The following is a 19,308-nucleotide window of genomic DNA, read 5'->3' on the forward strand; positions in this document are numbered from 1 at the left end:
ACCCGGCTGCTGACCGAGGGCCCGTTCCAGGACATCTGGGTCCAACCGGCCGCCGGGGACTCCGGCACCGCGCTCGGCGGCGCGCTGCACCTGGCACACCTGCACGGCGACGCCGTCGTCCCGATGACGGGCGCCGACCTCGGCCGCGGATGGACCGACGAGGAGCTCGCGGCCTGGCTGACCTCCGCGGGAGTGCCCTATACGCGGCCCGAGGACCTCGGCGACGCGGTGGCCGCCGAGCTGGCCGCCGACCGCATCGTGGCCTGGTTCCAGGGCCGCTCGGAGTACGGCCCGCGCGCCCTCGGCCGCCGCTCGCTGCTCGCCCACCCAGGACGACCCGGCAACACCGAACGCCTCAACGCCGTCAAAGGCCGCGAACAGTTCCGCCCCATCGCCCCCATGGTCCTCGCCGACCGCGCCCACGAGATCTTCGAGCGCGGACCGCTGCCCAGCCCCTACATGTTGTTCGTCCACGACGTGCGCCCCGAATGGCGCGACCGCATCCCCGCCGTCGTCCACGTGGACGGCACGGCACGGGTGCAGACCGTGGACCACAGCGCCGAGCCGTTGCTCGCGCGCCTGCTGGAGGCCTTCCAGGCCCGCACCGGACTGCCCGTCGTGGTCAACACCAGCCTGAACACCGCCGGCCGTCCCATCGTGGACGACCCGCGCGACGCGCTGGAGTGCTTCGGCTCCGCCCCGGTCGACGTACTCGCCATCGGCCCCTACCTGGTGCGCCGTGGGGAGGTGCTCCGCTCATGATCACTGTCGTGATCCCCACCATCGGCCGGCGGAGCCTGCGGCGGGTCCTCGACGCGCTGGACGCGGACCTGCCCACCATCGTGGTGGACGACCGGCCGCGCTTCTCCCCGGCGCTCAAGGTGCCCGGCCACGTCCAGGTGCTGCGCACCGGCGGGCGCGGGCCCGCCGCCGCGAGGAACGCGGGCTGGCGGGCGGCCACCACGCCGTGGGTCGCCTTCCTGGACGACGACGTCGTGCCGCGCCCCGGCTGGCGCGACGCGCTCGCCGCCGACCTGGCCGACCTTCCCGGCGACGTCGCCGGCTCGCAGGGACGCCTGCGCGTCGACCCGCCGAGCGGACGGCGGCCCACCGACGCCGAGCGCAACACCGCCGCGCTCGCCGGAGCCGCCTGGGCGACGGCCGACATGGCCTACCGCAGGTCGGCGCTCGACCGCGTCGGCGGCTTCGACGAACGCTTCCCGCACGCCTACCGCGAGGACGCCGACATCGCGCTGCGGCTGCTCAAGGCCGGGTACGGGCTCGCCAAAGGCCGGCGCGTCACCCTGCACCCCGTGCGCGACGACGGGTTCTGGGCCAGCGTCCGCGCCCAGCGCGGCAACGCCGACGACGCGCTGATGCGGCGGTTGCACGGGGCGGGCTGGCGGGCGGCCGTCGACGACGTCCCCGGCCGCCTCGCCCTTCACGCGCTGACCACCGCTCTCGGCCTGCTCGGGTGCGCCCTGATGGCGATCGGCGGCCGCGGGACGCGCGGCGGCTCCCGCGCCCACCACAGCCTTCCCGCACTCGGCTCCGGCGCCCACCACAGCCCGTCCGCGCTCGGCTCTGGCGTCCACCACTGCCCGTCCGCGCTCGGCTCTGGCGCCCATCACACCCCGTCTGCGCTTGGCTCTGGCGCCCACAGCCCGTCCGCGTTCGGCTCTCGCCGCCTGGCCACGCTCGGCTCCGCGGCCGGGCTGGCCTGGCTCGCGCTGACCGCCGAGTTCGCCTGGACGCGGCTCGCGCCCGGCCCCCGTACCCCCGAGGAGGTGCTGCGCATGGCCGTGACCAGCGTGATCATCCCTCCGGTCGCCTGCGTGCACCGCCTGCGCGGCGAACTGCGGGCGCGCCGGTGAACGGGCCCGGCACCGTGCTCGTGGCGCGGCTGGACAACGCCGGGGACGTGCTGCTGGCCGGCCCCGCCATCCGTGCGATCGCCGCCTCGGCCCGCGAGGTCGTGCTGCTCACCGGCCCGAACGGCGGCGCCGCCGCCCAGCTCCTGCCGGGAGTGCACCGGGTGCTGGAATGGCGGGCGCCGTGGATCGACCCCGAGCCGCTGCCGCTGAGCCGCTCGCACGTGGACCGGCTGACCTCCCTGGTGGAGAAGGCCGCCCCGGAGATGGCCGTCGTGCTGACCTCCTTCCACCAGTCGTCGCTGCCGCTCGCGCTGCTGCTTCGCCTGGCCGGTGTGCCGCGCATCGCCGCGATCAGCGAGGACTACCCCGGGTCGCTGCTCGACGTGCGGCACATCGTGGACGAGACCGTGGACGTGCCCGAGGCCGAACGCATGCTCGGCCTCGTCCAGGCCGCGGGGTTCGAGCTGCCCCCCGGCGACGACGGAGCGCTCGCGGTACGCCGGCCGCTCCCCTCGGTGCACCAGTTCACCGGACCGCCCGGGTACGTGGTCGTCCACCCGGGGACCTCGGCGCCCGCGCGGGCCTGGCCCGCCGAGCACCACGCCCGGACGGTGCGCGACCTGGTCCTCGCCGGAGTGCGGGTGGTCGTGACCGGCGACCCGGACGAGCAGGCGCTCACCGCACAGGTCGCCGGCGCCTACGGCAGCGACCTCGGCGGCGTGACGACCTTCCCCGAGCTCGCGGCCGTGCTCGCCGGCGCCTCGGCGGCCGTAGTGGCCAACACCGGGCCCGCCCACCTGGCGGCGGCCGTCGGCACCCCGGTGGTCAGCCTGTTCGCCCCGGTCGTGCCGGCCGCGCGCTGGGCGCCGTACCGCGTGCCGGTCGTCCTGCTCGGCGACCAGGACGCGCCGTGCCGTGGCAGCCGGGCGCGCGTGTGCCCGGTCGCCGGGCACCCATGCCTGTCGTCGGTGACCAGCGAGCAGGTCGTCGGCACGGTGCTCGCGCTCGTCGCCGCGCAGGGAGACGGCGCGGGGCGAGGCGGCGCAGGGCAGGGCGGGGCCATCCTGCCGCTCCGGACGGTCCCGCCGGAGCCTCACGGCCCGGGGCCTCAGGCCCCGGAGGCTCACGGCTCGAAGGCTCACCGCCCGGAAGCTCACCGCCCCGAGGCTCACGGCCCGGAGGCTCACCGCCCGGAATCTCACCGCCCGGAGGTCCCCGGGTCGGACGATCCCGGTCTCGGCGACGGGGGCCCGGGCGGCGTCCCCGAGGGGGCGCGATGAGGATCGCCCTGGTGTCCGAGCACGCCAACCCGCTCGCCGCCGTGGGAGGCGTCGACGCGGGCGGTCAGAACGTCCACATCGCCGGCCTGGCCGCCGCCCTGGCCGGGCTCGGCCATGAGGTCACCGTGTACACCCGGCGCGTCGCCGGGCACGAACCGCTCACGGTGACGATGTCCCCGGGGGTGACGGTCGAGCACGTGCCCGCCGGGCCGCCCGAGCCGCTCCCCAAGGACGAGCTGCTGCCGTACATGCCCGCCTTCGCCGCCCATCTCGCGCGGCGCTGGCGGGCCGCGCGGCCGGACGTCGCGCACGCGCACTTCTGGATGAGCGGGCTGGCGGCCCTGACGGCGGCCGAGGAGCTCCGCGTCCCGGTCGTCCAGACCTTCCACGCGCTCGGCACGGTCAAACGGCGCTGGCAGGGCACGGCCGACACCAGCCCTCCTTGCCGCCTCGCCGTCGAGCGCGACATCGGACGGCGGGCCGCCGCCATCGTCGCCACCTGCACCGACGAGGTCAGCGAGCTGGCGGCGATGGACGTGCCGGTCGAGCGGGTCACCGTCGTCCCCTGCGGCGTGGACCTCGCGCTGTTCCACCCCGACGCGCCGCTGCCGCACCCGGCCGACGCGGACGGGCGCCGTCCGCGACTGGACGGGGTCGCGCGGATCCTCAGCATCGGCCGGCTGGTCCCGCGCAAGGGGGTCGAGACGATCATCGAAGCGCTGGCGCACGTGCCCGGGGCGCATCTCACCATCGCGGGCGGCGACCCCGGCGACGAGGAGTCGACGCGACTGTCCCGGCTGGTCGCGGCGTCCGGGCTGTCCGGCCGGGTCCGGCTGATCGGCAGCGTCGCCCGCGCGGACGTCCCCGCCCTCATGAGATCGGCGCTCGCCGTGGTCACCGTGCCGTGGTACGAGCCGTTCGGCATGGTGCCGGTGGAGGCCATGGCCTGCGGGGTTCCCGTCGTCGCCTCGGCGGTCGGCGGCCACCTGGACACGGTGTCCGGGTGGGGCGCGCTCGTGCCGCCGCGCCGGCCCCGCGCGCTGGCCGGAGTGCTCCGCGACCTGCTCGCCCGGCCCGACGTGCGGGCCTCGATGGCCGACGCCGGCGTGCGCCGCGCCCGGTCCAGATACGGCTGGCCGCGGGTGGCGGCGCAGACCGAGTCGGTGTACCGCAGCCTGATCGGCGACCGCCTGGACCGGCTCGCCGCGGCGGGAGGTTGACAGCCATGCACCCGCACTTCTCGCGGCTGAGCGCCGCGCTGTCGGCGGTGGACGCCGACACCCCGAGGGTCCGCGCCTGGGGCCGCACGCTGGCCGCGGTGCTGGCCGGCGGCGGCAGGCTGCTGGCCTGCGGAAACGGCGGCTCGGCGGCCGAGGCGCAGCACCTGACGGCCGAGCTGGTCGGCCGCTTCCGCACCGACCGGCGCCCGTACGCGGCGATCCCGCTGCACGCCGACACCTCCTCCGCCACGGCGATCGCCAACGACTTCGGCGCCGAGGAGGTGTACGCCCGGCAGGTGCGCGCGCACGGCCGCGCCGGGGACGTCCTGCTGTGCCTGTCGACCAGCGGTACCAGCCAGAACGTGCTCGCCGCCGCCGAGGCCGCCCGGGAGTGCGGGCTCATCACCTGGGCCCTGACCGGGCGCGCCCCGAACCCCCTGGCCGCGCGCTGCGACGGGGCGGTGGCGGTGCCCTCGCAGGACTGCGCCACCGTCCAGGAGGTCCACCTCGCGGTGATCCACCTGCTCTGCGACGCGTTCGACGCCTCGCTGCGCGACGAGCACACCTCCGCCGACCGGGCTTCCTCCACACCGCTCAACAGACAGAACGGGCAAGACAGGAAGGTTCCGCCGGACGAGCGGAACCGGCGGAACGTGCAGGACCGGCGGGACCAGCGGGACGGTCGGGGACGGACGGTTCGCGGGACGGGTGAGAGGGGACGCGGATGAGGGGAGGCCCGATCGTCGTCGTCGGCGACTCGCTGCTCGACGTGGACATCGAGGGCGACGCCGAGCGGCTCTGCCCCGACGCGCCGGTCCCGGTGGTCCGCGGGCGCACCGAGCACCGCCGTCCCGGAGGCGCCGGGCTAGCCGCGCTGCTCGCCGCCCGCGAGGGCGCGGAGGTGGTGCTGGTCACCGCGCTCGGCGAGGACGCTTCCGGGAAGCGCCTGAGCGCCCTGCTCGCCGGATTCGCCGAGGTCGTGCGTCTGCCGCTGCGCGGGACGACGTCCCGCAAGACGCGGATCCGCGCCCGCGGCCAGACGCTGCTGCGTGTGGACACCGGGGACGGCCGGGCCTGGCGCGGCCCCGAGGGAGACCGGGCGGCGCGGGCGCTGCGCGGCGCGGGCGCGGTGCTGGTGTCCGACTACGGGCGCGGCGCCGCCGACACCGTGCGCGACCTGCTCAACCGCCGCACCGCGCCGCTCGTCTGGGACCCGCACCCCGCGGGATTCCCGCCGGTACCCGGCTGCGCACTGGTCACGCCGAGCGAGCCCGAGGCCGCGGTGCTGTACGGGCGGCCGTGCACCGGCGTCGAGCAGGCCGCCCGCCACCTGGTCCGCGAGCTGCACGCCGAGGCGGTCGCCGTCACGCGCGGCGCCGACGGAGCCGTCCTGTGCACCCGCGCCGGCCGGACGCTGCGGGTGCCGCCGCCCATGCCGATCACGGGGGGCGACACGTGCGGCGCCGGCGACCGGTTCGCCGCCTCGGCGGCGCTGGCGCTGCGCGACGGCGCGTCGGTGCAGGAGGCGGTGACGATGGCGGTCACGGAGGCGACCCGGTTCGTCGCCGCCGGCGGCGCCGCGGCCATCCGCCTGCCGGCGCCGCCGCGGGCCGACCGGACGCGCGCGGCGCTGGACGACCGGCCCCGCACGGCGTTCGAGCTGGCGGCCATGGTGCGCGCGACGGGCGGGCGGCTGATCGCCACGGGCGGCTGCTTCGACCTGCTGCACGCGGGCCACGTCAGCCTGCTGCGGCAGGCCAGGGCGCTCGGCGACGCGCTGATCGTGTGCGTCAACTCCGACGAGTCCGTCCGCCGCCTCAAGGGGGCGGGCCGGCCTGTCGTCGCCGAGCGCGACCGGGTGGAGATCCTGCGTGCCCTCGGCTGCGTCGACGCGGTGGTGGTGTTCGAGCAGGACACCCCGTGCCTGCTCATCGACCGGCTGCGGCCGGAGGTGTGGGTGAAGGGCGGCGACTACACCGGGCAGGAGCTCCCCGAGGCCCAGGCGGTGCGGCAGGCCGGCGGCGAGGTCGTCGTCCTGCCCACGGTGCCCGGCCACTCCACCACCGGGCTCATCGCCGCCGCCCAGGAGGTGGTGTAAGCGGCGCCCCCCGGGCACGCCGGCACCCCGGCACCGCGCACGGACATACCGACATCCGGCACCCGGCACCCGGCACCCGGCACCCGGCACCCGGCACACCGACGCCCCAGGCGCACGACCGGCCCCCCGTTCTGCAGCGAGGAGAAGCGAACATGGTGGGGAACATCCTGATCACCGGCGGAGCGTCCGGCCTGGGGAAGGCCACGGCCGACGCGGTCGCCAAGGCGGGCGGGCGGCCGCTGGTGATCGACGTCGGCGTGCCCGAGGACGGCGTCGACCACGTCGTGGCGGACGTCGCCGACCGCGACCGGGTCCAGGCCGCCGTGACCGAGCTGGCCGAGCGGGTGGGCGGCCTGGACGGGGTGGTGACGGCCGCCGGCATCGACCGGTGCGGCTCGCTGGCGCAGGTCTCCCCTGCCGAGTGGGAGCGGGTGATCGGCGTCAACCTGCTCGGCACCGCCTCGGTGGTGCGCGCCGCCCTGCCGTACCTGGAGCGCTCGGCGGGCCGCGTCGTCACCTGCGCCTCGACGCTCGGCCTGCGGGCGGTGGGGGACGCGACGGCGTACTGCGCGGCCAAGTTCGGCGTCGTCGGCTTCACCCGGGCGCTGGCCGCCGAGCTGGCCGGCCGGGTCGGCGTCACGCTGCTGGTGCCGGGTGGCATGCGCACGCGCTTCTTCGACGGCAGGGACGAGCGGTACCGTCCTGGCCCGGACGCCCGGCTCAACCAGCCCGAGGACGTGGCCGCCGCCGTGGTGTTCGCGCTCGGCCAGCCTCCCGGGTGCGAGCTGCGTGAGCTCGTGGTCTGCCCGTCGACCGAGCCGTCATGGCCATGAACCGCACGCCCCGCCCGGCCTCCGATGAGCGCCCCGCCCACACGGCGTCCCGCGAGCGGCCCCTTTGCGGGGTGTCCGGCGAACGCCCCGTCCCGTCGGTGCTCGGTGGGCACCCCGTCCACCCCGCGTCCGGCGAGCGGCCCGTGCTGCTAGTCCTGCGCGCGCTGGGACTCGGCGACCTGCTCACCGCGGTTCCCGCGCTGCGCGGGCTGCGGCGGGCCTACCCCGGGCACCGCCTCGTCCTGGCGGCGCCCGCCGCGCTGGCAGGCCTGGTGCCGCTGATCGGCGCCGTGGACGAGCTGCTGAACGTCCCGGGACCGGTGCCGGTGCCGCTGTGCCGTCCGGACGTCGCGGTGAACCTGCACGGGCGCGGGCCCGAGAGCACCGCCGCGCTGTCCCGCACCCGTCCCGGACGGCTGCTCACCCACGTTCACCTGGAGTTTCCCTGTTTGGAGGGCCCGCCGTGGCGGCAGAGCATGCACGAGGTGGACCGGTGGTGCGCGCTGCTGCGCTGGTACGGCATCGCCGCCGACCCGGCCGACCTCCTGCTCGACCCGGACGCCCTCCGGGGCCGGCCGGACCACCTCGGTGAGGACCTCGACGGGCCCGAGGTGGGCGCCGGGGAGGCCGGGGCGTGGGGCGGGGTGGTGGTGCATCCGGGCGCGGCGTCGGGGGCGCGGCGCTGGCCGGCGGAGCGGTTCGCCGAGGTCGCCGCGGCGCTCGAACGCGCCGGGCACCGCGTGGTCGTCACCGGGACCGCCGCCGAACACCCCCTCGCCGTCCGCGTCGGCACGCTGGCCGGCCTTCCCGCCGGACGCGTCCTGGCCGGCCGCACGGACCTGCGCGGCCTCGCGCGGCTGGTCGCCGGAGCGCGGATGGTCGTGTGCGGGGACACCGGCGTCGCGCATCTGGCGACGGCCTTCGCGACGCCGTCGGTGGTGCTGTTCGGCCCGGTGGCGCCCGCGCAGTGGGGCCCGCCGCCGACAGGCCGTCATGTCGCGCTGTGGGCGGGATGGCACGGGGACCCGCACGGGAGCCGGCCCGATCCCGGCCTGGCGGAGATCGGCGTCGGTGCCGTGCTCGACGCCGCCGCGGAGCTGCTGGAGGTGAGCGTGCGATGAGAGCACACCGGGTCGTCGTGACCGGGGGCGCGGGGTTCCTCGGCTCCCACCTGTGCGAGCGGCTGGTGGCCGAGGGCGCCACGGTCATCTGCATGGACAACTTCCTCACCGGGTCTCCCGCCAACGTGGACCACCTGATCGGCCGGCCGAGGTTCCGCCTGGTCGAGTGCGACCTGACCGGCTACGTCCACGTGCCGGGCGAGGTGGACCTGGTGCTGCACTTCGCCTCGGCGGCGTCCCCGACCGACTACCTGCGCCACCCGATCGCCACGCTCAAGGTGGGCAGCCTCGGCACCCTGCACGCCCTCGGCCTCGCCCGGGAGAAGGGCGCCCGGTTCGTGCTGGCCTCCACCAGCGAGGTGTACGGCGACCCCCTAGAACACCCGCAACGCGAGACGTACTGGGGCAACGTCAACCCGGTCGGCCCGCGCAGCGTGTACGACGAGGCCAAACGCTTCTCCGAGTCCTTGACCACGGCCTACCGCCAGTCCCACGGCGTGGACACCGCCATCGTGCGCATCTTCAACACCTACGGCCCCCGCATGCGGCCCCACGACGGCCGCGCCATCCCCACGTTCGTCCGCCAGGCCCTCCACGGCGAGCCGATCACGGTCACCGGGGACGGGAGCCAGACGCGGTCGATCTGCTACGTGGACGACACCGTGGACGGCGTCCTTACCCTGGCCGACAGCGACTTCGCCGGACCGGTCAACATCGGCAACCCCTCCGAGATGTCCATGCTCCGGCTCGCCACGACGATCAGGGACCTGACCGGCTCTTCCTCGCCGATCACGTTCGTCGACCGGCCCGTGGACGACCCGGCGGTGCGCCGCCCGGACACCTCCCTCGCCGTCTCCAGGCTCGGCTGGCGCCCGACGGTGGACGCGATCACCGGCCTGCGCCGCACCATCGCCTGGTTCGAGCGCGAACTGTTGCAAGCCACCAGCCGACCGGCGTCCTGAACGCGGACCTGGCGCCCGCGTCCTGAACGACGAGCCGGCGGCCGGTGGGGTGACCGACGACCTTCGTAGGGCGGGCGCCGCCGTCTTGTGGAAGTTTCAGCCCGCCCCGCCCGGGCGGCGGTGTCGCCGGAGTGGATCGGCTCAGGTGAGCGCGGCCGTCCGCGCCAGGCCCTCTCGCGACCGTGGCGGCGACCGGCGAGCGGCCATGGCGCGGCGCGTCCGGCTCGGCTTAGTTTCGAGCGCATCAGTCGCGACGGAAGGTCAGGCCTCGCGGGTATGTCGACGCGCCGGGCATCGAATCGTTTCAATGCACGGTTCGGTGCCCGGCGCTCCGCACGAAGAGGAGAGTCATGCGCTACTTCGCGAGATCGCCGGTCCGCCGGCTGGTGATCCTGGCGGCGGCGACCGCCACGGTCGCGGCGACCGGGACGGCGACGACCGTCGCGGCCCAGGCCGCCGCCGGCTGCCGGGTCGACTACGCGGTGGCCTCACAGTGGACGGGCGGCTTCACCGGCAACGTCACCGTGACCAACCTCGGCGACGCGATCGACGGCTGGCGGCTGGTGTGGGGATTCACCGCCGGCCAGCAGGTCAGCCAGGCGTGGAACGCCACCGTGACCCAGAGCGGCGCGCAGGTGACCGCCGCGGACGCCGGCTACAACGCCGCGCTGGCGACCGGCGCGAGCGCCTCCTTCGGCTTCAACGCCTCGTGGAACAACTCCAGCAACCCGGCTCCGGCGTCGTTCACCCTCAACGGGGTGACCTGCACCGGAACGACCGGCCCGACGCCGACCCCCACCCCGACTCCGACCGTGACGCCGACCGTGACGCCCACACCCACGCCGACTCCGACCGTCACCCCGACCCCCACGCCCACCCCGACCCCGACGCCGACCCCGACGCCCGCGAACGCGCGCCAGGCGGAGCGGCTGAACCGCGGCCTGGTCAGCGTGCGGTCCGGCAGCGGCAACCTGGTCTCCTGGCGGATGCTCGGCACCGACCCCTCAGGCGTCGCCTTCAACCTCTACCGCGGCTCGACCAAGCTGAACTCCTCGCCGATCACCGGGTCCACGAACTACCTGGACAACGGCGCGGCGGCCGACGCGAGTTACACCGTGCGGCCGGTGGTCGACGGCGCCGAGCAGGCCGCCTCGGAGAGCTCCCTGCGCTTCACCGGCGGCGCCTACCTCGACGTGCCGATCTCGCCGCCGTCCGGGGGCACCACCCCTGACGGGGTCGCCTACACCTACAGCGCCAACGATGCCAGCGTGGGCGACCTCGACGGCGACGGCCAGTACGAGTTCGTCCTGAAGTGGGACCCCTCCAACGCCAAGGACAACTCCCAGTCCGGCTACACCGGCAACGTGTTCGTCGATGCCTACAAGCTCAACGGCACCCGTCTGTGGCGCATCGACCTGGGCCGCAACATCCGCGCCGGGGCGCACTACACGCAGTTCCAGGTGTACGACTACGACGGCGACGGCAAGGCCGAGGTGGCCATGAAGACCGCCGACGCGACCAAGGACGGCACCGGCGTCGTCATCGGCAACTCCGGCGCCGACTACCGCAACTCCTCGGGTTACGTGCTGTCGGGGCCGGAATACCTGACGATGTTCAACGGGCAGACCGGCAAGGCCATGTCGACGGTGAACTACGACCCGCCGCGCGGCACCGTGTCCTCCTGGGGCGACAGCTACGGCAACCGGGTCGACCGGTTCCTCGCCGCCACGGCCTACCTGGACGGCACCCGGCCCAGCCTGATCATGTCGCGCGGCTACTACACGCGCACGGTGATCGCGGCGTGGGACTTCCGCAGCGGCGCGCTGACCAAGCGGTGGACCTTCGACTCCAACTCCGCGGGTTCGCAGTACACCGGCCAGGGCAACCACAACCTCGCCATCGCCGACGTGGACGGCGACGGCAGGGACGAGATCGTGTTCGGCGCGATGGCGATCAACGACAACGGCTCCCCGCTGTGGAACACCGGCAACGGCCACGGCGACGCCTTGCACGTCGGCGACCTGGACCCCTCCCGTTCGGGCCTGGAGGTCTTCAAGGTCGACGAGGATTCCAGCAAGCCGAGTTCGTGGATGGCCGACGCGCGCACCGGCCAGGTGCTGTGGACGACTCCGGCGAACGGCGACAACGGGCGCGGCGTGTCCGACGACATCTGGTCCGGCAGCCCCGGCGCCGAGTCCTGGTCGGCCAGAGCCGACGGGCTGCGCAACACCAAGGGCGCCAACATCGGCGCCAAACCGTCCTCCATGAACTTCCTGGCCTGGTGGGACGCCGACCCGGTCCGCGAGCTGCTCGACCAGACCCAGGTGGACAAGTACGGCACCAGCGGCTCGACCCGGCTGCTCACAGGCTCGGGCGTCCACTCCAACAACGGCACCAAGGCGACGCCCTCGCTGTCGGCCGACCTGTTCGGCGACTGGCGCGAGGAGATCGTCTGGCCGACCAGCGACGACCGCGCCCTGCGCATCTACGCGACCACCACGGTGACCGACCGGCGCATCTTCACCCTGATGCACGACATCCAGTACCGCGAAGCGGTCGCCTGGCAGAACACCGCCTACAACCAGCCCCCGCACCCGAGCTTCTTCATCGGCAACGGCATGTCCACCCCACCCCAACCAGCCCTCTACCTGCGCTGAACCCGGCACGCTCACTCGACGGTTCCCTGGGCGTGATCTCACCCGGGGAGCCGTCGCAGCGCACCACCGACGAGGGTCCTCGTCCGCCGCTCGCTTTCGGCATGGGGTGCGCGTGCTAAGGCCTGTCTGACAAGTCGAAATGGCGGAGCCAGAGCATGACGGATGCCAGGTGACGCCCGCGAGGTAGCGGCCGGCGAGCTTGTCGAAGCGGGGGGCGATGGCTCGCCACTGCTTGAGACCCTTGGGCCACCCCGGCCGGTGGTGAGTCAGACGGGGTCGATCGCGAGGTCGGTGACCTGGTCGTCCTTGATGCCGAACACGAACGCGAAGGACAGAGGCCCGCCGGGGAACTCACCGTCCCCGGAGGCCACCAGACGGTCGCCCGCGAACGAGGTCGGCGTGATCACGATCTTGGGGTTGATCAGGTGCCCCTGGATCCACTCGCGGATCTCGGCCTCGCCGGCGTAGGTCGTCCCGTCATCGCGCACGGTGGCCCCGTCGCCGAAGACCGCGGCCAGCGCGTTCGCGTCGTGCGCGTTGGTGGCCGCGATGAAGTTCTCGACGGCCTTGGGAAGGGTGATGTCGTCCATTTCCGCTCTCCAGTTTTCTCGGGTGCCAGGACGCGGGCGCGTCCTGGCGCGCCCCCTGCAGCACCTCAGCAGCACGATGACGATGCGGGCGGCGACCCGCCACGGGCCGTGCAGCGCGGTGACCGGCTCGAGGTGTCGAGCAGGGGTCAAGTCGGCATAGACATGCGCGGGGCGCGCATGCTGATGGAGGCTTCGTCGGGTCGGTTGCGTGGTAACTCGATCCACCCCGACGAGGCTCCTCACGTTCTGGCGCCAGGCTTAGAAGTCCGCACCGCGTGAGAGCTTTTCGTTCGCGCGCAGCTCCGCGAGTGCGTTCTCGTGCATCGCGACAACGACGTCGTAGCCAGAGTTGCCGAGCACGATCCGTTGCGGCGGAACGGGTGCGTTCATCGCGCTGATCACGGCGCGCACTCCACGTTCAGGGTCACCCTCTTGCTTGCCGTTATGTTCCACGAACGCCGCCTTGACGCCCTCGACCATCGGCACGTAGGCGTCGACGGTCTCGTTGACGGGCTCGTTCTGGAAGCCGGCGAAAGCCTTGGTGCGGAACGCTCCCGGCTCTACGACGAGCACGCGCACACCGAACGGCTCAACCTCATGGCGCAGGGTCTCCGACAGTCCTTCGAGCGCGAACTTCGCCGCCGAGTAGTAGCCGAACCCCTGTGCGCCGACGAGGCCTGCCACCGACGACATGTTCACGATCCAGCCGTCGCCGCGTGCCCGCATACCTGGCAGGACCGCGCGGATCAGCTCGACCACGGCGAACAGGTTGAGGTCGAACGTGCGGCGGATCGTCTCGTCGGGGGCCCCCTCGACCGAGCCGAACCAGCCACGGCCCGCGTTGTTCACGAGCACGTCGATCCCGCCGAACCGCTCCTCCGCCGTCTTGACCGCCGCGCGCACCTGCTCGGCATCGGTGACATCGAGCTGGAGAACCAGCACACGGCCGCCGTACGGTTCAGCCCATTCCTGCAGTTCAGAGGGCCTACGCGCTGTCACCACCACCTGATCGCCCTGTTCCAGTGCAGCCTCGGCGTAGACCAGGCCGAACCCTCCGGGCGTCCCACCCGTGACGAACCAAGTCCTCATGGACTTCTCCTTTCGCTATAGCGATCAATGTATCGCTATATATGCTACTATAGCAAGCATGCAGAACGCACGGGATCGACTCCTGCTCGCCGCCGCGGAGTTGCTGGAGGGCGGCGGCACGGTGTCCACGAGGGCGGTGTGCGAACGCGCAGGGGTGCAGGCCCCGACGCTGTACCACCACTTCGGCAGCAAGCAGGGCCTGATCGACGCCGTGGTGAACCACGGCTTCACCCAGTACACGGCGGTCGAGAGCTCTGGCGACCCGCTGGACGACCTGCGCGAGGGCTGGGACAGGCACGTGCGGTTCGGGCTGGAGCACCCGTCGTTCTACGGGCTGCTTTACGGCCGCGCCGAGCCGGGAAAGCCCTGCGCCGTCACCGCTCCCGCGCACGCCGCGTTGCGGGAGCGGTTGACCGCCGCCGCCGCCCAGGGCCTGCTCAAGGTGCCGGCAGACGAAGCCGCCGAACAGGTGCTTGCCGCCAACGTCGGCATCACGCTCACCTTGATCAGCCAGCCGGAGCCGGACTTCAGGCTGTCCGGGCGCGTCCGCGAGGCCGCGCTGGCCGGAGTCCTGCACACGCCCTCCGCCGGCGCTCCCGCGACCCGTGCGAGCGCCGCACTGACATTGCGTGCGCTGGTCGGCGACGACCCGGGCGACCTCACCCTTGGCGAACGCACGCTGCTCGGCGAGCTGCTGGACCGCCTGGCCCGCTAGGCACGCGGTGTTCCTCAGAGGGGCCGCGACCACGATCTGGTATCCACGCCACCGGCCCAGTAACCCCCGCGACGGGAGCCATCGACATCACCGGCGACGAGATGAGCAGGCCGGCCCAGGAGACCATCGACACTCCCACCTGCACGCCCGCGCTGCGGGCCAAGGTCGTGCAGGTGCTCTGAGCCTGGCACCATCACCGCGGGTCAGAGGGTGAATTTTGGGGAGCCGCCGGTGAGGTAGAAGGAGGTGGACCGGTGCCGGGCTTCAAGGGCGGCGTGGAGGCGGCGGATGAGGTAGGCGGGCATGAGGGCCCGCGCCTCGGTGGGGTCGAAGAAGCCGCAGGCGTCCAGTTCCTCCTCCTGCAGGACGAGACGGTCGGCGTCCGGCAGGTGGCCGCAGTCGAACAGGAAGTGCACCAGCGGGAGCGGCCGGTCGCCGAACGGGGGCACCCAGTGCACGCCGAGCAGGCGGCCGACCGGGACGGTGAGGCCGAGCTCCTCGGCCAGCTCGCGGGCGCACGCCTGGTCGGGGGTCTCGCCCTCGTCCACGTGCCCCCCGGGCCAGAGCCAGTGGTCGCGGTAGTTGGGCTTGACCAGCAGCACCCTGTCCTGCGCGTCGGTGATGAACGCCCCGGCGCCGGCCAGGGTCTTGTTGAGCCCGGCGTAGAACTCCTCGGGCGGAAGCGCGACCATGACCTCGACCGTATCTCCGCTGATCTACCGGCCGCCCGTGGACCCCGCCCGAGCAGAAGGGGGGACGGCCGCGTGGCCTCCCCTGTCACCGGTCGCGGACGGTGGCCGTCACCGCGACCATGTCACTGATCGACGTGACGCCTGGCCTGGGCGGTGGTATCCGTCTCGGCGCGCGGGCCGGCGGCTGCCGGGGGGTCGGGGAGGGGGCTGAACGGCTCGGGGAAGTGGGCGGTGCCGATGAGGCCGCCGCGGGCGCGCGATCTGCCGAGCACCTGCCGCCGCGTCGCGACGGCCTTCGCCGGGTCGTCGTCGTGCCGGTAGACGATCGCCGGGTCGGCGAGCTGCGTCGGATGCAGGAACACGTCGCCCGTCAGCGTGAGCGATCCGACCTCGACGACCTGGTGGCCGGGCGTATGGCCGGGGGCCAGGAGCACCCGCACGCCCGGGGCCACCTCGGCCTCGCCTTCGACCGCGTCGACCAGCCCGGTCAGCGGGCGCAGCACGCGTTCGAGTATGGCGTTCGGCCCCGCGCCCTCGATCCAGTCGATCTCGGCGCGCTGGACGACGTGCCGGGCGTTGGGGAAGGTCGCCACGCCGTCGGTGACCGCCCCTGAGGCGTGGTCGCTGTGCAGGTGGGTGAGCACGACGGTGTCCACCTCCGCCGACGCCACGCCCACGGCGGCGAGTTCGTCCACCAGCCGCCCCGGCACCGGCGCCCAGGCGGACGCGGGCGAGTCACGCCCGCCCAGCCCCGCGTCCACCAGGATCGTGCGACCGCCGCGAAGGCGCAGCAGGTAGCACCGGAAGTGCAATATCCACTCGCCCGCGGTGAGCGCGGCGCGGTGCTCGGGCGAGCCGCCGACGAAGTTCGCGCCGGGCGCATGGCGCAGGTCGCCGCCCATGGGGCCCACGGCGTCCCGCAGCGGCACGACCTCCACCCCGGAGACCATCATCGGCTCGTACGCCATCGCGCGCTCTCCTGAACTGGACGCCTCGACACGTTCGGCCGCCAGAGACAGATCGGCCGCGAGCCCCAGCTTGGCATGGTCTCGGGACCCATGGGATGGCGATCGCGTGATCCCGGCTACAGGACGGCGGTGCCCACACGGAACGGCACGGCGGGGCTTGCGCGGAGGCGGTGCGGTGATGTTATGGTAAAGGTGGCTCTCCAGGTGGGATGTCTCCTTCCTCACCGTTCTGAGCCGTTCACCTTTCTCGCCGCCCCGTTCAGGGCAGGCATCTCGCGCCGGTCGTCCTAGACCGGCGGACCCATGCGGACCTCGCTCGCCACCACCACCGCGACTGCTGTGGGCACGTGCGTCACCGTGCCCGCCGTCATGGCCGTCGCCGTGCCGGCGCGGCGTGCCGCCGTATGTCCGGGCACGTCAGGACGCACGGCCGCCACCTTCCGCGATCTTCTCCGCGCCTCTCCCATCAGCCGGCCGGGATTCCGGCCCACCAGCAAGGAACCACCATGACAGCGACCATCGAAGCCCCGGCGCCCGCGAAGGCGCCTCCCAGAAGGACCCGCCGGCGCCAGGCCGACCCCGCCGGCCCCGCCGCCGCCCCGCAGAACGAGACCGGGCCCCTCACCGAGGTCCGCGGCCTGCTCGACGTCCGCGACAAGGCGGCGTACATCCGCGTCGGCGGCCACCTCCCCGGCGACCAGGACGTCCACCTGTCGCCGGCCCGGGTCAAGGAGCTCGGCCTGCGCCCGGGCGACCTGGTGACGGCCCTCGCCCGCGGCCCGCGTGACCGGGACGTGCGAATCGTCTCCGTGGACGGCGAGGAGCCCGGGCGGACCCGGCCGCACTTCGCGGCCATGACACCGGTCCATCCGCACGAACGACTGCTGCTGGAGACCGGCTCGGCGGCCACCCGGCTGGTCGACCTGCTGACGCCCGTCGGCAAGGGGCAGCGCGGCCTGATCGTCGCGCCGCCCAAGGCCGGCAAGACGATGGTGCTCAAGGCCGTCGCCGACGCCGTCACCCGCAACCATCCCGGCGCCCATCTCATGGTCGTCCTGGTCGGCGAGCGGCCCGAGGAGGTCACCGACTTCCGCGAGTCGGTGCGCGGCGAGGTGATCGCCTCGACGTTCGACCGGCCGGAGCGCGACCACACACTGATCGCCGAGCTGGCGGTCGAGCGGGCCAAGCGGCTGGTCGAGCGCGGGACCGACGTCGTGGTCCTGCTCGACTCGCTGACCCGCCTCGGCCGCGCCTACAACGTCATCGCGCCGAGCGGCGGCAAGACGCTCACGGGCGGGGTGGACGCGCAGGCCGTCCACCTGCCCAAACGCCTGTTCGGCGCCGCCCGGGCCACCCGCGAGGGCGGATCGCTGACCATCCTCGCCACCGCGCTGGCCGAGACGGGCTCGCGGATGGACGACTTCTTCTACGAGGAGTTCAAGGGAACGGGCAACATGGAGCTGCGGCTGAGCCGGGCGCTCGCCGAGCAGCGCCTGTTCCCCGCCGTCGACGTGGCCGCCTCCGGCACCCGGCGCGAGGAGCTGCTCTTGACGGCCGAGGAGCGCGAGGTCGTGTGGAAGCTGCGGCGCGCGCTGTCGGGCCTCGATCGCGAGCAGGCCCTGGGCGCGCTGCTCGGCCGCCTGCGCGAGACGCCCTCCAACGCCGCCTTCCTGCGCCAGGTGAGCTCTTCCTGACCCGACGGAGCCGACCGGCGGAAGCCGGAGGATCAGCCGATCACTGGAACTTCTGCCAGGATCTCGACCGTCGTCGCGCGTGCCCGCGCCGGCCGGACCTCAGTTGGCGACGCCGACGGCCTGCTTGACGGTGGCCGGGTCGTCCAGGCAGTCGAGCAGCGCGTGGGCGAGGTCGGCCCGCGAGATGGTGTGGCCGCGTGCCACGTTGCCGCCGACGACGCGACGGTACTTGCCGGTCGGCGGTCTGTCGGTCAGCCTCGGCGGCCGGACGACCGTCCATTCGAGCGAGCTGCGCCGTACCTCGTCCTCCATCGCGCGCAAGTCGGCGTACCCGTCGCGGAAGATGCGCTGGATGAGGGGCAGGACCACGGCGCGGTAGATGAGCGGCTCGCCGTCGGGGATCGGGCCGACCGGGACGGCGCTGAGGGTGACGAGCCTGCGGGCGTCGCCGCCTTCCATGGCGCGGACGATGGAGGTCAGCGCCCTGGAGGCGATGCCCACGTCCTTCCTGCCGTTCGGGCCGAGCGCGGAGATCGCGGCGTCGCGGCCCGCCAGCACGGGGCGCAGCGCGTCCGGCGAGGTCACCTCCGCCGTGATCACCTCGAGCGCGCCGTGGCTGATGGGGAGGCGGGCGGGGTCGCGGACGACGGCGGTGACCTGGTGCCCGGCGTCCAGCGCCTGCCTGACGACCTCCCGGCCGGTGCGCCCGGTGGCGCCGAAAACGGTGAGCTTCATGAGACGTCCCCCAAAGGTTGGTGAGTACTCACTCACATCATAGGATGAGTACCCCTTCCATAGGCAGCCAAAAGCCGCACCGACCGAGAGGCCCGCCATCCCGATGCCCCAGCCGCGTACGGCCGCCGGCGCCCGCACCCGTGAGCGCATCCTCGACTCCGCCGAGCACCTCATGCGCACGGTGGGTCTGGCCCGCGTCACCACCAAGGAGATCGCCCGCGAGACCGGGATCTCCGAGGCGGCGCTCTACCGGCACTTCACCGGCAAGGAGGAGATGTTCATCGCCGTCCTGAGCGAGCGGCTGCCCGCGCTCGGGTCGCTGATCGAGCGGCTGTCCGCCGACCCCGGCGGGCGCACGACCGAGGAGTGCCTCGCCGAGATCGCCCGGGCGGCGACGCTGTTCTACGAGGCGAGCATGCCGATCGGCTCCTCGCTGTTCGCCGAGCCGGCCCTGCTGGAGCGGCACCGGGAAGAGCTGCGCAAGCTGAACGCCGGTCCGCACAAGCCGCTGACCGCGGTGGCCGGGTATCTGGGCGTCCTGCGGGAGAACGGCCGCCTGCGCGCCGACGCCGACACCGGCTCGGCGGCGGCGCTGTTGCTCGGCGCCTGTTACCAGCGGGCGTTCCTGCGACTGTTCATGGGCGAGGAGGGCTCGCCGAAGAGCGTGGAGGACTTCACGGCGGGGCTGGTGCGCACCATTCTCGCGGGCATCGCCTGACCCCGGGGTAAGGGGAATGAAGAGCCGTGGCATCATGTTACTCGCGAGTAGCATGTAGGCGG

At 73.7% G+C, this 19,308-nt stretch carries 17 protein-coding genes and 2 pseudogenes; 13 read left to right on the forward strand and 6 right to left on the reverse strand.

Going from position 1 to position 19,308, the window contains the following annotated elements; translation table 11 throughout:
• From ABZT47_RS17360 to ABZT47_RS17405, 10 genes and pseudogenes are all read left to right on the forward strand, one after another.
• The coding region (locus ABZT47_RS17360; RefSeq protein WP_354842411.1) for a carbamoyltransferase C-terminal domain-containing protein at window positions 1–762 on the forward strand (762 nt) is incomplete at its 5' end.
• Window positions 759–1,874 carry a glycosyltransferase gene (locus ABZT47_RS17365; protein ID WP_354842414.1) on the forward strand — a complete coding sequence of 372 codons (1,116 nt, stop codon included), beginning with the start codon at window positions 759–761 and terminating at the stop codon, window positions 1,872–1,874. The genes ABZT47_RS17360 and ABZT47_RS17365, both read left to right, overlap by 4 nt.
• Window positions 1,871–2,863 (forward strand): annotated as a pseudogene (locus ABZT47_RS17370) (glycosyltransferase family 9 protein); the annotation flags it as partial. The gene ABZT47_RS17365 and the pseudogene ABZT47_RS17370, both read left to right, overlap by 4 nt.
• A 287-nt stretch (window positions 2,864–3,150) precedes the next feature.
• Window positions 3,151–4,374 (forward strand): glycosyltransferase, encoded by a 1,224-nt coding sequence (locus ABZT47_RS17375; protein WP_354842417.1) that lies wholly within the window; start codon window positions 3,151–3,153, stop codon window positions 4,372–4,374.
• A gap of 5 nt (window positions 4,375–4,379) precedes the next feature.
• Window positions 4,380–4,925 (forward strand): annotated as a pseudogene (locus ABZT47_RS17380) (SIS domain-containing protein); the annotation flags it as partial.
• A 173-nt stretch (window positions 4,926–5,098) separates the two neighbouring features.
• Window positions 5,099–6,472: a D-glycero-beta-D-manno-heptose 1-phosphate adenylyltransferase gene (rfaE2, locus tag ABZT47_RS17385; RefSeq protein ID WP_354842420.1), complete on the forward strand. Its 1,374-nt coding sequence runs from the start codon at window positions 5,099–5,101 to the stop codon at window positions 6,470–6,472.
• A gap of 152 nt (window positions 6,473–6,624) precedes the next feature.
• Entirely contained in the window at window positions 6,625–7,305 is a 681-nt protein-coding gene (locus tag ABZT47_RS17390) for an SDR family oxidoreductase (protein ID WP_354842423.1), read from the forward strand.
• The gene (locus ABZT47_RS17395; RefSeq protein ID WP_354842426.1) at window positions 7,296–8,426 is read left to right on the forward strand and encodes a glycosyltransferase family 9 protein; all 1,131 of its coding nucleotides are present in this window, start codon (window positions 7,296–7,298) and stop codon (window positions 8,424–8,426) included. Before ABZT47_RS17390 ends, ABZT47_RS17395 begins: the two co-directional genes overlap by 10 nt.
• Window positions 8,423–9,388 (forward strand): UDP-glucuronic acid decarboxylase family protein, encoded by a 966-nt coding sequence (locus tag ABZT47_RS17400; protein ID WP_354842429.1) that lies wholly within the window; start codon window positions 8,423–8,425, stop codon window positions 9,386–9,388. The genes ABZT47_RS17395 and ABZT47_RS17400 overlap by 4 nt, the downstream gene beginning before the upstream one ends.
• Window positions 9,389–9,738: 350 nt before the next feature.
• Window positions 9,739–12,045 (forward strand): cellulose binding domain-containing protein, encoded by a 2,307-nt coding sequence (locus ABZT47_RS17405; RefSeq protein ID WP_354842432.1) that lies wholly within the window; start codon window positions 9,739–9,741, stop codon window positions 12,043–12,045.
• Window positions 12,046–12,311: 266 nt separating this feature from the next.
• Here the strand turns inward: ABZT47_RS17405 and ABZT47_RS17410 are convergent, their stop codons facing one another.
• Both ABZT47_RS17410 and ABZT47_RS17415 read right to left on the reverse strand, forming a co-directional pair.
• Window positions 12,312–12,635 carry a nuclear transport factor 2 family protein gene (locus ABZT47_RS17410; RefSeq protein WP_354842435.1) on the reverse strand — a complete coding sequence of 108 codons (324 nt, stop codon included), beginning with the start codon at window positions 12,633–12,635 and terminating at the stop codon, window positions 12,312–12,314.
• Between the two features lie 258 nt (window positions 12,636–12,893).
• Entirely contained in the window at window positions 12,894–13,724 is an 831-nt protein-coding gene (locus tag ABZT47_RS17415) for an SDR family NAD(P)-dependent oxidoreductase (protein WP_354842437.1), read from the reverse strand.
• Window positions 13,725–13,782: 58 nt separating this feature from the next.
• On the opposite strand from ABZT47_RS17415, the gene ABZT47_RS17420 reads away from it, so the two are divergent.
• Entirely contained in the window at window positions 13,783–14,439 is a 657-nt protein-coding gene (locus ABZT47_RS17420) for a TetR/AcrR family transcriptional regulator (protein ID WP_354842440.1), read from the forward strand.
• Window positions 14,440–14,642: 203 nt separating this feature from the next.
• Here ABZT47_RS17420 and ABZT47_RS17425 read toward each other — a convergent pair whose 3' ends face one another.
• The 3 genes from ABZT47_RS17425 to ABZT47_RS17435 all read right to left on the reverse strand — a co-directional run bounded on the left by ABZT47_RS17425 (window position 14,643) and on the right by ABZT47_RS17435 (window position 16,527).
• Entirely contained in the window at window positions 14,643–15,131 is a 489-nt protein-coding gene (locus ABZT47_RS17425; RefSeq protein WP_354842443.1) for an NUDIX hydrolase, read from the reverse strand.
• 122 nt (window positions 15,132–15,253) lie between these two features.
• Window positions 15,254–16,099 carry an MBL fold metallo-hydrolase gene (locus tag ABZT47_RS17430; RefSeq protein WP_354842445.1) on the reverse strand — a complete coding sequence of 282 codons (846 nt, stop codon included), beginning with the start codon at window positions 16,097–16,099 and terminating at the stop codon, window positions 15,254–15,256.
• A 287-nt stretch (window positions 16,100–16,386) separates the two neighbouring features.
• On the reverse strand, window positions 16,387–16,527 hold the full coding sequence (locus ABZT47_RS17435; protein WP_354842447.1) for a hypothetical protein: 141 nt from the start codon (window positions 16,525–16,527) through the stop codon (window positions 16,387–16,389).
• Between the two features lie 78 nt (window positions 16,528–16,605).
• Between ABZT47_RS17435 and rho the strand changes: the two genes are divergently transcribed.
• Window positions 16,606–17,793, forward strand: coding sequence for a transcription termination factor Rho (gene rho / locus ABZT47_RS17440; RefSeq protein ID WP_354842449.1), 1,188 nt, complete (start codon window positions 16,606–16,608; stop codon window positions 17,791–17,793).
• Window positions 17,794–17,892: 99 nt separating this feature from the next.
• Here rho and ABZT47_RS17445 read toward each other — a convergent pair whose 3' ends face one another.
• Window positions 17,893–18,528 (reverse strand): SDR family oxidoreductase, encoded by a 636-nt coding sequence (locus ABZT47_RS17445; RefSeq protein ID WP_354842451.1) that lies wholly within the window; start codon window positions 18,526–18,528, stop codon window positions 17,893–17,895.
• A 103-nt stretch (window positions 18,529–18,631) separates the two neighbouring features.
• Between ABZT47_RS17445 and ABZT47_RS17450 the strand changes: the two genes are divergently transcribed.
• Window positions 18,632–19,246: a TetR/AcrR family transcriptional regulator gene (locus ABZT47_RS17450; protein ID WP_354842453.1), complete on the forward strand. Its 615-nt coding sequence runs from the start codon at window positions 18,632–18,634 to the stop codon at window positions 19,244–19,246.
• The last annotated feature ends 62 nt before the right edge of the window (window positions 19,247–19,308 follow it).

Source organism: Sphaerisporangium sp. NPDC005289 (assembly GCF_040607455.1).
In the GTDB taxonomy this organism is placed as follows: Bacteria; Actinomycetota; Actinomycetes; order Streptosporangiales; family Streptosporangiaceae; genus Sphaerisporangium; species Sphaerisporangium rhizosphaerae.